Origin of the sequence: Parasphingorhabdus sp. JC815 (assembly GCF_040717415.1) — a bacterium.
Classification (GTDB): domain Bacteria; phylum Pseudomonadota; class Alphaproteobacteria; order Sphingomonadales; family Sphingomonadaceae; genus Parasphingorhabdus.
In genome coordinates this window covers 194,742-207,595 of sequence record NZ_JBFEFM010000002.1, presented here as the reverse complement: position 1 = coordinate 207,595, position 12,854 = coordinate 194,742, and the positions used below count along the sequence as shown (strand labels likewise).

Annotated in this window: 8 protein-coding genes; 5 read left to right on the top strand and 3 right to left on the bottom strand. The window is 50.0% G+C overall.

What is annotated here, in order from left to right:
* From AB1K62_RS06815 to AB1K62_RS06805, 3 genes are read right to left on the bottom strand one after another with little or no spacing between them, the layout of a single operon-like run.
* Positions 1-1,707 carry a class I adenylate-forming enzyme family protein gene (locus AB1K62_RS06815; protein WP_367002369.1) on the bottom strand — a complete coding sequence of 569 codons (1,707 nt, stop codon included), beginning with the start codon at positions 1,705-1,707 and terminating at the stop codon, positions 1-3.
* A 1-nt stretch (position 1,708) separates the two neighbouring features.
* A complete protein-coding gene (locus tag AB1K62_RS06810; protein WP_367002367.1) occupies positions 1,709-3,205 on the bottom strand; it encodes a carotenoid oxygenase family protein in 1,497 nt (498 codons plus the stop codon).
* Between the two features lie 15 nt (positions 3,206-3,220).
* Complete coding sequence (locus AB1K62_RS06805) at positions 3,221-4,156, bottom strand: nitronate monooxygenase (protein WP_367002366.1); 936 nt, start codon at positions 4,154-4,156, stop codon at positions 3,221-3,223.
* A gap of 118 nt (positions 4,157-4,274) precedes the next feature.
* On the opposite strand from AB1K62_RS06805, the gene AB1K62_RS06800 reads away from it, so the two are divergent.
* From AB1K62_RS06800 to AB1K62_RS06780, 5 genes are all read left to right on the top strand, one after another.
* Entirely contained in the window at positions 4,275-6,563 is a 2,289-nt protein-coding gene (locus AB1K62_RS06800; protein WP_367002364.1) for a TonB-dependent receptor, read from the top strand.
* Positions 6,564-6,862: 299 nt separating this feature from the next.
* Positions 6,863-7,771: a helix-turn-helix domain-containing protein gene (locus AB1K62_RS06795; RefSeq protein ID WP_367002362.1), complete on the top strand. Its 909-nt coding sequence runs from the start codon at positions 6,863-6,865 to the stop codon at positions 7,769-7,771.
* A gap of 312 nt (positions 7,772-8,083) precedes the next feature.
* The gene (locus AB1K62_RS06790) at positions 8,084-10,396 is read left to right on the top strand and encodes a TonB-dependent receptor (protein WP_367002361.1); all 2,313 of its coding nucleotides are present in this window, start codon (positions 8,084-8,086) and stop codon (positions 10,394-10,396) included.
* A gap of 172 nt (positions 10,397-10,568) precedes the next feature.
* Positions 10,569-11,762 carry an amidohydrolase family protein gene (locus AB1K62_RS06785; RefSeq protein ID WP_367002360.1) on the top strand — a complete coding sequence of 398 codons (1,194 nt, stop codon included), beginning with the start codon at positions 10,569-10,571 and terminating at the stop codon, positions 11,760-11,762.
* 93 nt (positions 11,763-11,855) lie between these two features.
* Complete coding sequence (locus AB1K62_RS06780; protein WP_367002359.1) at positions 11,856-12,761, top strand: LysR family transcriptional regulator; 906 nt, start codon at positions 11,856-11,858, stop codon at positions 12,759-12,761.
* The last annotated feature ends 93 nt before the right edge of the window (positions 12,762-12,854 follow it).

Genomic DNA, 12,854 nt, shown 5'->3' with positions numbered 1-12,854 from the left:
TCAGTTTCCTTCGGTTATCATGGCTAATGCTCTTTCCCTGACTTCGCTCCGCATGACTTTATTGGTCACGTTGCGCGGCAGGCTGTCAAAACGGACTAATCTTTCAGGGAATTTGAATACGGCGAAATCTTTGGCACAAAGATATTCGCTTATATCATCCAGAGAAATATCCTGATCCTTGCGAGGCACGTAGGCGAGGCCCACTTTTTCCCCTAACCTTGGGTCGGGAAGAGAGAATGCAGATACTTCGGCGAGCGCTGGATGACCTTCGAGTAGCTGGTCTATTTCCTCGGGCGAAATATTCACACCGCCGCGAATAATCAGATCCTTGCAACGGCCTAAGAATCGATAATATGCGCCATTTTCTGTAATTTCGAACAAGTCACCGGTGCTAAACCAGCCATCATCGGTGAAAGATGCTTCGGTTTGCTCGGGTGCCCGGTAATAGCCTTCGAATAAGGAAGGCCCGCGAATCTGTAATTCGCCACCAATATTGCTTTCTACAATCACCGAGCCATCTACCTGAGATATCAAACGACTCTCGATATTGGCTGAACGGCCCGTCCCGTAAGGAGAAGGATATTCGCCATTTCGGGGAAACACACATGCGCGCTGTTCGGGGTCAGGGGCATCCGCTTCCCCGGTAATAAAGCTCATTCCCTCGTTAGAGCCGAAGACATTGACGACGATTATTCCAAATTTCTCCTGAAACCCTTGCACCATAGCAGGAGCAAGCGGCGCAGAGCCCGATGCGATGACACGCAAACTTGATAGATCAACTTTGGCAAGCAGGGTTTCGTTTTGAATCAGCATATTCAGCACAGCAGGTGGCGCAATGGTCAGATTGGGCCGTTCGCTATCAATCTGTTGCAAGAACACGGCCGGATCAAAGGGGTGGTGCAGCACCATTGTTCCTGCGCTCGTGAGCCAGCACATGGTTATCCCGCCGATACTTGCCATGTTAATCATAGGGAAGGGGTTCAGCATTATGTCGCCCGGACGGACCTTCATGGCTTCATAGCCGGTTGCAGCAACTGCGACCCAATGGTTGTGGCTACGCGGCACACCTTTGGGAATACCCGTCGTGCCGGATGTCCAGCAGATTGTGAATATATCGTCCGCATTGACCGGATTAGCGGCTACATGTTCCCTCAGCATCACTGCGTTAGCTTTTACATCATTGACCGCACCGGAGAGATCAAGAGCTCCGGCTGGCGTATCCGGTCCGAATGTCATGAGCTGGACAGAATCTCCGAGCAAGGATTGCGCCACTGCGACATGATCGCATCCCTTGACCTTTGTTGCACAAACAAATGCCTTAGGCTCGACGATAGCGATAAGGCTTTTCAGCTCATGGCTGCGATATTGCACCGCAGTAGGGCTTATTATTGCGCCAATTTGCGCCACTGCGAAGTAGAGTGCAACAAATTCGCTGATATTCGGTAGCTGCGCTAACACCACATCATCTTTGCCCACCCCGGCGCGCAGAAGCATGCCGGACAATCGATCAACTTCGGATCTTAGTTCGGCGTAACTTAAACGCCGCGCTTCTCCAAATGCGAAAACCTGCCGGTTTGGTGCGTCTACCAGTGCTATGCGATCTGGATGAGACTCAACATTGGCCAAGAACATGTCGAATAGAGTCTTGTCGCCCCACCATCCGTTGTCCCTATATTGTTCGCGCTTTTTCTCCCCTGCAGCAATCATATCAGACCGCAAGCACGCTGTTATTCGGCATGCCGATATCATCGCCGTTGGCCCAAGTTGAATGGGTGCCAGCACAGATTCGTTCAGGCAATATAATGCGGCATATTGGCCCTGCTGCAATATTCTTTGCATCAATTAAAACACATTCCGACTGATCCGTATTTAGGTCAGCGACAAAGGAAACCAGATAGCCGTCATCTTCGTCTTTGGCATTGATGCGCGGAGCAAAGGGTGACTCGCTGGCGAAGCGGCCCGGACCAAATTCAAAGCGTTCGTCTTTGCCGGTTTCTAAATCATGTTTCACAAGTCCACGGAACAGGAACCAGCCTGGCTCTGGCAAAGCGCTATAGGCATAGCGATATTTCCGCCCGGCATATTTCTGGTTGAACATACCGAATTCAACAATCTCGTCGCCAAGCCGTTCTTCGGTGGTTTCCCCGGTTTTCAGGTTAAAGCGCCAACGGTGTAACTTGGGCTTCAGAAGCTGCTGGTCAAGATAAGCCATCATCCGTTCCAGACCCTTTGGCGCACCCTCATAGGATTTGGGCATGGGCTCTTCCTGAAAATAGCCATCGAGAATTATCTCGTCGCCCTCTTCCCAAGCATTCAACCAGTGCAGCACATAACAAGGCTCTGCCTCGAACCAGAGGATGTCTTCTGGTTGGCCGTGGCGTGGAATGATCGCAAAGCGGGATTTTTGTTCGGGGTAAAACTGAACGGCATGAAGACCTTTTTCCAGAAGTTCAGGCGCCCAGTAGAGCGGGAGATCGTTAAGGATTGTGTAGTTTTTAGTGAAGGCCATGTCATGCGGCAGACGTGGGCCTTTTAGCGGGATCGGAATATAATGTTTCAGTTTATTATCCGGTCCGACCACGCCGTAGTGCATATAGGGTGCATGCTTGGAATAGTTAAAGAATAACAGCTCGCCAGTTGCTTCATCAACCTTGCAATGGGCCGATATACCATCAAGCGGAACCCAGCCTTCGGTTCCGTCCTGTTCCAATGTAAACGGATCAAGACGGTAGCCTTCTCCGCACTGGTAGAAGGAGGATAATATTTTGCCGGCATGAATACATACATCGGTAGAAGAGCTGTCTTTCAGCCATTCTTGAGCGCCCCAGCCGGGACGTGTCGATTTATGCGGCGGCTCCATCAGACCTGCCCATAATGATTTGCCCGCTTCTTGTTCTGCCTGAAAGCCTTTGGTTCTTACAAAACGGCTGCGGTAGCTTGCGCGGCCATCTTTGAAACTTATGGAGTGAATGAACCCGTCGCCATCAAAGGGATGATAGCGGCCAATCGGTTCGTGGATCTGGTTCTCGCCGTTGCGAACATAAACGCCATCAATATCATCGGGAATTGTGCCGATGACCCGTGCATCACCATTGGCGAATATTGCATTCCATTCATTATAGGTCGGTTGCCATGCGCCCCCGATATAAGGGTGATCGCTCGGCTTTAATGTCGAGTGGACGGTTTCAACAAGTTCAACTGTCATGTGAATATTCCTTTCCTAAAATGCGGGCCGCTTTACTGCGGCATCATATTCTTTTTTTAATCGCCCTGCGATCATCGCAAGAGGCTCCACGGCTTGCACCGCGCCAACACCCTGACCGGCTGACCAGACATTTTTCCATGCTTTTGCATCGTCCTGGGCGTTTTCAAAATTCGGCTTCTTATCTTCCGGCATATTAGCAGGATCATAACCCGCCGCGACCAGACTAGGCCGAAGCCAGTTGGCAGTGACCCCTGTTATACCCTTGGAGGGGACGACATCTTCGGCGCCCGCAGCCACTATCATGTCCTTATATGCGCGTTCTGCGATACTCTCTTCACACGCTATCATCGAAGTGCCGAGATAGGCAAAGTCGGCGCCTAATATCTCTGCTGCGCGGATGGCATGCCCTGTTGATATTGCGCCGCCGAGCACAATAGGCCCGTCCCAGAACTGGCGGACTTCTTCAACAAATGCAAAACCCGCCGTTAGTCCGGTATGTCCGCCAGCGCCGGAGGCGACGAGCACCAGGCCGTCAACCCCTGCCGCTGCCGCTTTGCGGGCAAAGCCCACGGAATTGACATCCGCAAACACCAGTCCGCCATAATCATGGACAGCATCCACGACGCGGGCGGGGCTTCCCAGAGCCGTTATGACCAATGGCACCTTGTGACGGACAACGCTTTCAAGGTCGCTGGGGAGCCGGTCATTAGAGGGATGCACGACAAGATTTACAGCCCAAAGTGCCGGTTCATCCGTATCGGCAAGGGCGGTTTCGATCTGGATTAACCAGTCTTCCAGTATCTCCGGTGTGCGCGCATTAGGGGCGGGAAAAGATCCGATCAAACCGGCGCGAGATGATGCGATCACCATTTCAGGCCCTGATACAAGAAACATCGGCGCGACAATTGCCGGCAGACGAAGGTTCGTTCGCAATTGATCGGGAATCGCCATGAATTTTATTACTCCGCTCCAAAAAACTAACTTGCATAAACATACTTAGACATAGTAGCAGGTCGAACGCAAGATAAATTACACGCAGTCATTGCCGACTGGAGAGGGGAGGATTTTAATGAAGAATAGTATTTCCACAGCTTTAATGGTGACGGTTTTTACGGTGCCTGGTCTGGCTTATGCCCAGGATGAAAGCGCACCACAAAAAGGCGGTCTTACCGAAATTGTTGTAACAGCGCAGAAGCGTGCAGAGGGTTTGTCCGACGTGCCGATTTCGATTTCTGCGGTGTCGGGTGAGGCGATCGAATCATACGGGCAAACCAATCTTGAAACGGTAGCATCCTCGATTCCCAACCTGAAAATAACCCAGACTGCCATTGCCAACCGAATAGCGATTCGCGGCATTGCTTCGGGTGATAACAAGGGGTTTGAACAATCGGTGGGGATGTTTGTAGACGGCATATATTACGGGCGTGACCAGCTTAGCCGCATGCCGCTTGTTGATCTGGAGCGTGTAGAGGTTCTGCGTGGGCCTCAGCCAACTTTATTTGGTAAAAATGCTATTGCAGGGGCCGTCAACGTAGTGAGCCGCCGCCCTTCAAACGAGCTTGAAGGGTCAATTAACGCGCTGTACGAATTTAATCATGAAGAAGCGAAAATAACTGGCGTTCTTTCCGGTCCGCTATCTCAAGATATCGGGGCGCGGGTAGTCGGATATTATCGCTCGATGGACGGCTATTTCTATAACACCGAACAGGACCGTAATGAGCCCAATGTCAAGGAAGCCTTTGTTCGCGGAATAGTGGATTATGACAATGGCGGCGCATTTTCCGTTGATGTCAAAGGCGAATATGCGAATTTCAAAACCAAGGGACAGCCGCGCGAAATATTTGGTGCGGTGGGAACTTATAATGCTGTTTTCAGTGGTCCTCTGTTTGTCGATACCAAAGAAGATTATGTCCGTGCAGATGGCGGCTATGTTAGTGACAATGAAATATTCGATGTTGTCGTTAACGCTAATCTGGAGCTGGGTGACCATGTTGTGACATCGACCACTGGCTATCTGGATTATAAAGTGCGCGAAACAGTTGATGTTGATTTTGTCGCGCCGAAATTCCTCGATGGAACCGCGCTGCAAGAGGATTATCGACAGTTTTCTCAAGAGCTTCGCCTGACTTCTCCCGGCAATCAAACGTTCAATTATATTGCCGGTATCTATTATCAGAACAGCAGGCTGGATGTGAATGACCAGGTCGAATTTAATCCGACGTTTTTAGCTTTTGGTCCTCCATTCAATGCCTTGGGTGATACATCCAACGACCGCACCTATTCTCAAAAATCCGACCTTATCTCGGTTTTTGCACAGGGTGAGCTTTCATTGACAGAAGCCCTGCGTTTGACGGTTGGTGCCCGGTTCAACCATGAAAAGAAAACCGGACAACGCGACCTCGTCATCGTACAGGGACCTCTCAATACGTTTAATCCGGCCATTGTAACCGCAACATTCCGGGCGCTTAACATTGAAGAGCATAATATCTCGGGCAAGCTTACCGAGGACAGTTTTAACCCGATGGCAAATATCCAGTATGATGTGACGGACGATCTGATGGTCTATGCTTCGTTTGCTCGGGGCACCAAAGCAGGCGGTTTTGATGTGCGCTCAAACTCGTTACCCGATTCGAATACTGTTGCACGTCCGGGGTCGTTTATGTTTACCGATGAACGCGCGGATAATTACGAGGCGGGATTAAAATATAAATCCCGTTCATTTGCATGGAACCTGTCAGCATACCGCACAATCTATAAAGATCTGCAAACCAATGTGTTTGACGGGACATTGAACTTCAATGTTCGTAATGCGTCGGGTGCACGCACTCAGGGGATTGAAACGGATATTCGTTGGGCCGTGGATGATCATTTTACGCTCAGCGGCGCATTGGCTTATCTTGATTTTGAATTTACCAATTTCACCGAAGGACAATGCTATTTTCAGCAGGTTCCGGACTCGCCGGGCGGATTTTGTGACTATTCGGGTAAGCGCAACACCTTGTCACCCAAGTGGTCTGGAAATCTGAACGGGGATTTCAGCCATCCGGTTAGCGAATCGATGAAACTGGGCATCAATCTTAATGCCGATTTTTCGAGTGCATATATTGCAGCGGCCAATCTTGATCCGCGCACCCGTCAAGATGGGTATATCAAAATGGGTGCCCGTATCTCGCTTGGTCATATCGACGACAAATGGTCAATCGCACTGATTGGCCGAAATCTGACTAACGAGCGCATCAAGCAGACTGCGGGCGCTGTGCCATTGGGAACAACGATTACCCGCAATACCGGTAATGCTTATAATGCGGTTTATGACCGCCCCCGCAATATCGCGCTGGCGGTGGATATGAAGTTCTAAAGCATAAAACCATTGGACATTTTTCAAGTCGTTGTTCTGCTGTTCATTTACGCATCTGTGTAGGTGAACAGCAGGAGCCGACTTGAGCGATCATTCTGTCTCGACCGGATTATAGTTTCGCGGTGTAAATAGAACGCGCGAAAGCTTAATGACATTTATCTATTATTGACGCTAAGTTCAAAAGCGTTAACGTGCTCGTTGTTCCGATCTGGAACCACGTAACATCTAAATTGATGTTTTCCCCGTTCCGGCATATCTGGCGATTGGGGGATGGGCACAAGGTAACTGAAAAATGAACCATGAAGATTGACACCATTCGGGCCTGCTCGATTTGGCGCGCTCTTGAAGTGGTCGGCGATGTTCCTGTGCTTTTGATCATGGAGCAGGCCTTTTTGGGCAAGCATCGCTTTCAGGAGTTTTTGGAAGAAACCGGCATTGTCCGTTCTGTGTTAAGCAATCGTCTGGCAAAGCTGGTTGATGTGGATGTTCTGTCAAAACATACGCAGCGACAGAAAGGATATCATCTGACCGAGAAGGGGCGGGGCCTCTTCCCCGTCGCGTTGATGATTTTGCGCTGGCAGCGCCGATGGGAGTCAGGAGCGCGTGGTTTTGAAGTCCGGATGATCCATAGTGGTTGCGGCAATGAAATGCTCCCCGAACCAAAATGCGATCAATGTAAAGTTGAGATTGACCCACGGGATGTAGACTGGTCGCCCGGACCCGGTCTCAGTCAGGTGACACCTGTTTATGGCAGGCGACGCAAACAGACCGCAGCGGCTAGCGCAAAGCGCGGCAATCGTACCATGACCGATTCTGTGATAGAGCTTTTTGGGGACAGGTGGGCGACGTTGGTCGTTCGCGCATGTTTTACGGGGATTAACCGGTTTGATGAAATCCAGCGTGATACAGCAATGGCGACCAATATCCTCTCTGACCGGCTGGACCGCCTCCAGCAGCAGAATATTATTAAAGCATATCCTTATTCACCTCATGAACAGCGCTTTGAATATCGTCTGACCGACAAGGGCCGCGATCTATATCCGGTTTTGCTGGCATTACTGCAATGGGGCGACCGCTGGTTTGCCGATGAAAAGGGGCCACCTTTGATTCTAAGGCACAAGCCGTGCGATCACAATCTGCATTTTGTACCAACCTGTGATAAATGCGGCGAAGCGCTGGATGTTTCAAATACGGGTTTCAATTTGTAATGACCTGCACCGCTAATTAGGCGGCGATACAAAACGACAGGCCCATTCGCATAATGGCACAAGAGCCAGCCTAGGCCTTGTGCGCGACAATCATAACCCATAACAGCAATACCATAATCAGGCAGAAAGCTAGCTTTTTCGGTGGGATAACTATCATTCGCACCGAGCAAAATAGTCCATGCAGATGCACACTGTGCACACAAACAAGTTCTTATCGCACCTCTGAATTTGGTTATCGTGCTGTAGCAATCGGACTGAAGAAAAATCCGAAATAATAACAACCGTATTTTGTGTTCATAAAGGGAGAGGCGCATGCCACTGACAACAAGATTTTTATTAGGAACCGGTTCCGCATTCTTAGGCTTGATGGCTACCCCGCTCCATGCACAAGAATATTCCGCGGACAATAGTTCAGTTGCCGCAGCGACCACCGCTGCGGATGACAATGTTATTGTCGTAACCGCCCAGAAACGTGAGCAAGAGCTTATCGATGTTCCGGTTGCAGTCTCTGCAGTCAGTAATGCTTCGCTCGAACGCGCTCAAGTCAGAACCGTCAGTGACATCGCCAGCATTGTTCCTAACCTTCAGATTAACCAGACAATTGGCAATAATTATGGCCCGCTAATTACCATTCGGGGCTTGTCTCCCTCTGGCGATACCAGTTTGGCGCGCGATCAGCCGGTTGGTCTCTACCTTGATGGTGTGCCGATTGCGAAATCCACGGGCGCAGCATTCGATACTATTGATCTGGAGCGGGTAGAGGTGCTTCGCGGTCCCCAAGGGACACTCTACGGCAAGAATACGATCGGCGGAGCCGTGAACCTGATTACACAAAAGCCCACTGGCGAATTTGGCGGGCAGTTGTTGGCTGGCGCGGGCTCTTTTGGTCATTTTTATGAACGCCTTACTCTTAACCTTCCCGAAGTTGCGGGTTTCAGTGTAAAATTCGGCGTTTCAGCCAAGCAGCGTGATGGCTATTACCGCAATACTGCGCGTAATAATCATTTTGGCGAAGAGGAGCTGGTGGCAGCACGCGCCGATGTTTTGTGGCAGCCAAGCGATAATTTTTCCGCATTATACAGCTATGATATTTCCGATAGCCGCGGCACGCCGGCAATGATCGCACCAGCGGAACTGGGCGTTATTCCTTTTGCAAATGCGTTGATTGCGCCATTTATACAGGATGGCCGTCCCCGTGGTATTGGTGCGGATAGCGCGATTTTAAGTAATTACCGAACCAATGGCCACGCATTGACGTTGGAACTGGACCTTGGTGATGTGACTTTGAAGTCCATCAGTGCTCGGCGCACAGCGGTTACGCAATCGGCAAGCGATTTTGATGGTACGCCGCTGGATATGTTGCGTATCATTCTGGATAATGATTACGAGCAATTCTCCCAGGAATTTCAAGCCATTGGTGACCTTGGAGACCTGACTTATACATTGGGTGTATTCTATCTCGAAAATAATTACGACGTATTGAACCCGCGATGGAATTTTCAGTTTGGCGGAGATGCATTTGATGCCAATACGCGCAGCGGCGATTCCCAGACGGCTGCGGCATATGGCCAATTGTCATGGACGCCTTCTTCACTAGATGGTCGCCTGACGCTTTCGGTTGGTGGCCGTTATACGCGAGAAGAGAAATCCGCCAAGGTCCGGATAATTTCAAACGCGAATTATCTTGCAGATCCATCCAATCCGAATTCGGGCGTATTCGTTAGAAACCCTGATGGTTCGCCGGTGACAGTAAGTGGCCAGCCCGTTGCAGGTGCACGACCAGGGGCAGGTGGCCTTGGCCCGGATGATTTGATCCCTCTGGAAAATTCAGGCGTCTGGAAAAAGTTTAATCCGGAATTTAACGCCTTATTCAAAGTGACGCCCGACTTTTCGATTTATGGGCGCTATGCAACCGGGTTCAAAAGCGGCGGCATAAACGATACCGCTCCTACGAATGCAGCATTTGAAAATGCGTTTGATCCTGAGAACCTGCAATCTTTTGAACTGGGTGCCAAATTCTCGGCTTTTGATCGTAGGTTACAACTGAATGTGGCTGGTTATCACTCCATCTACAAAGACTTTCAGGCAGGCGTGTTCGTGCCGCAACTGGTGACGACAAATATTATTAACGCGGGGGAGGCGCAATTTACCGGGTTTGAAATTGAAGGGTCGGCGAGGGTGCTTGATAATTTGTCGCTTACCTTTGGTGCAGGTTATGTGGATGCGCGCTATACCGATTTTGTCCTGCCTGACGGAACGGATGTGACCGATACTTATGTAGTCGGGCTGGTTCCAAAGTGGAATTACCAGATTGGTGCTACGCATAAATTGGACATGGGCTTTGCAAGTCTGGAAAGCAATCTGAACTGGAGTTGGCGCGCGAAGCAATCGGGAACCATCACCGATGACCCGCTTTCATATCGCAAATCTTATGGCTTGCTCGACGGACGCGTCGCCTTGCGTGATATTGAGCTTGGTAAGGGTGCCAGCCTCGAAATTGCTGCATGGGCCAAGAACCTGACGGACAAAAAATATTGGGTAAGCAGTATCAACTTAAGCGTCCTCACAGTCCGCCAGTGGGCAGACCCTCGAAGCTTTGGCGGTGAGGTGCGGTTGCGATTCTGAGCGTATTGATCGAGGGTATATGCGCCCCTTTGTCTCTCTGTATCAATAGTAAGTCCATATCTGCGGTCTTCTAGTAGCTAGGTAAATGGCATATTGTTCACGCATATGAACGTCGGCCTTTCAGGTCAATCTGGGAAAGGCCGACGTTTGAAATAACGCATGGAGAATTTAAATGGATAGATATCTGGTAATTTCATCCGACGGCCACGTTGGACTTCCACCTGAACGGTACCGTGAGTATCTTGAGTCAGCTCATCACGAGAAATTTGATGAGGTGCTGGCAAAGGAAATCAAGGCCCGCGAAGAGCATGAAAAGCTTTTTCTGATTGATGATTTTAACACGAAATGGCGCGCGCGTGTAGGAGATGGTCTGGAGGGTGCCTGGAACGGTGACATCCGTAACCGCGTGCTTGACGAGGATGGCGTCGTTGCAGAAGTCCTGTTTCCCGACGGTATCACAGAGCGAAACGCCCCGCCATTTGGCGCTGATATAGGGCTTCGGCCCAATGCAGATAATGCAGTGCTTCAATGGGCGGGCGCGCGTGCGCACAACCGCTGGCTGGCCGATTTCTGTGCAGAAGATCCTCTTCGCCGTTTAGGGCTGGCAGTTATTCCTGCTCTTTATGATATTGATCAAACGATTGAAGCCATTCACCTGGCCAAGAAAAACGGAATGAAGGGCGTGTTCTTTCCCGCTCTTACCGATGGTTATGATATGTATAACCACACCAAATATTACCCGGTTTGGGAATTGTTACAGGAATATAACCTCCCTCTGCATTTCCATTCTGGCGCTTCACCTGGCTATGATGTGACGCAGCCGGGCTGGATTGGAACATATCTGTGTGAATTTGCGTTCTGGATGACACGGCCTCTATGGTCGATGATCTTTGGCGGTGTGTTTGAAATTTACCCTGATCTAAAAGTGTGTTTTACCGAAGCAGGTGGTGAATTCTGGTTCCCGTGGATGGTTGAACTGATGGATATCAGGGCGTCGGCAAAGCATACTAGCGGCAAACTTGGTGACTATAACACCAATATGACAATGAAGCCGAGCGAATATTTTGCCCGTAATATATTTGTCGGTTGCTCCGCCTTGCCGGATGAGGAGACTACAGAAGCCTATTATAAAATCGGAATCGATCGTATTTTATGGGGTACGGATTATCCTCATCCAGAAGGGACATGGCCCGGTACGCTTGAGAAAATGCAACTGAGCCTAGGCGGTCTTCCGGAAGATGACATCCAGAAAATGCTCGGGACCAATGCGCTCGAAATCTATGATGTCGATCCTCAACCTTTATGGGATCTGGCAAGTAAGATCGGGCCGAAGCGCTCGCATTTTGTCAAGGAAGCTGCGGAATAGCTTCTGCAATTAGTAAGTCTTGAGTGGAATTGCAGACTTGCGGTGCGCCCTGCTATTTGGTAGCCGAAGGTATATCAAATAGTGGGGTGCACCTTGTCCTCTTGGCGTGGAATTGAGGAATTTCTTGCCGTTGTCTCCAAAGGCAGTTTTACAGCGGCAGCGGAGGATCTCGGTTTATCAAAATCTTTTGTCAGCAAGCTGGTCAATGAACTTGAGGCCCGGCTTGGTGTGCAGCTTCTGGTACGCAACACACGACGCCTTTCGCTAACGGCTGCTGGCGAACTTTTTTACGATAAATGTTCCAATATGCAGAACGGATTGCAGGATGTCGAAAGGCAGATGCAGGCCTTTCAAGTCAATCCGGTTGGTCGCCTTAGAATTGGCCTTAGTGATATTTTTGGTACCGAATATATGTCTTCGCTCCTCGCGGAGTTTAGCGAGGCTAATCCGGAAATACATATTGAGCCGATAACATATCTCAATCAGAACGATATTGTGCAGGAGCAATTTGATATCGTTATCCGCTATGGGCAATTGCCTGATTCTTCTTTGAAAGCCCGGCTGTTCGGATATTTATCCTATTGCCTATGCGCTTCGCCGGAATATGTGAAAGAACATGGTTGGCCCGAATCAATTGAAGATGTGGCCAATCACCAATGTCTGACCAATCTGGGTAGGGCGTTTGAATTTAACGGCGGAAAATCCATTGGTGTTAACGGCCGATGGACAAGCAATAGCGGCGTGGCATTGAGCTGGGCCGTACGCCGGGGTCTCGGATTGGCGCATTTACCTGTCAGCATATTGCGCGAAGATCTCTTGAATGGCAGCATTGTGGCTCTGGAAGACGACTGGTCATTCTGGGACAGGGAATGCTGGGTTGTTTTCTCACCCGGAATTATGCCTGCTTCGACGCGCGCTTTCATTGATTTTCTAACCAGCCATATAAAAACCATTAAAGCCCGGCCCTGGATGGCGGACCGAATTACCCTGGGTAAGTGATTAATTGTTCGCCTGTGTGAACAAAGATTTTTCTCCAGAGTAGTTGTGTTGGCAGTTTCGCCGCATATAGTCGGACATGGCTAGCGGTTGAAA

What these genes read in the sequence shown, in the direction of transcription:
- AB1K62_RS06790 (WP_367002361.1), top strand. Translation starts at nt 8,084, where the DNA reads ATGCCACTGACAACAAGATTTTTATTAGGAACCGGTTCCGCATTCTTA.
- AB1K62_RS06810 (WP_367002367.1), bottom strand. Translation starts at nt 3,205, where the DNA reads ATGACAGTTGAACTTGTTGAAACCGTCCACTCGACATTAAAGCCGAGC.
- AB1K62_RS06805 (WP_367002366.1), bottom strand. Translation starts at nt 4,156, where the DNA reads ATGGCGATTCCCGATCAATTGCGAACGAACCTTCGTCTGCCGGCAATT.
- AB1K62_RS06815 (WP_367002369.1), bottom strand. Translation starts at nt 1,707, where the DNA reads ATGATTGCTGCAGGGGAGAAAAAGCGCGAACAATATAGGGACAACGGA.
- AB1K62_RS06795 (WP_367002362.1), top strand. Translation starts at nt 6,863, where the DNA reads ATGAAGATTGACACCATTCGGGCCTGCTCGATTTGGCGCGCTCTTGAA.
- AB1K62_RS06800 (WP_367002364.1), top strand. Translation starts at nt 4,275, where the DNA reads ATGAAGAATAGTATTTCCACAGCTTTAATGGTGACGGTTTTTACGGTG.
- AB1K62_RS06785 (WP_367002360.1), top strand. Translation starts at nt 10,569, where the DNA reads ATGGATAGATATCTGGTAATTTCATCCGACGGCCACGTTGGACTTCCA.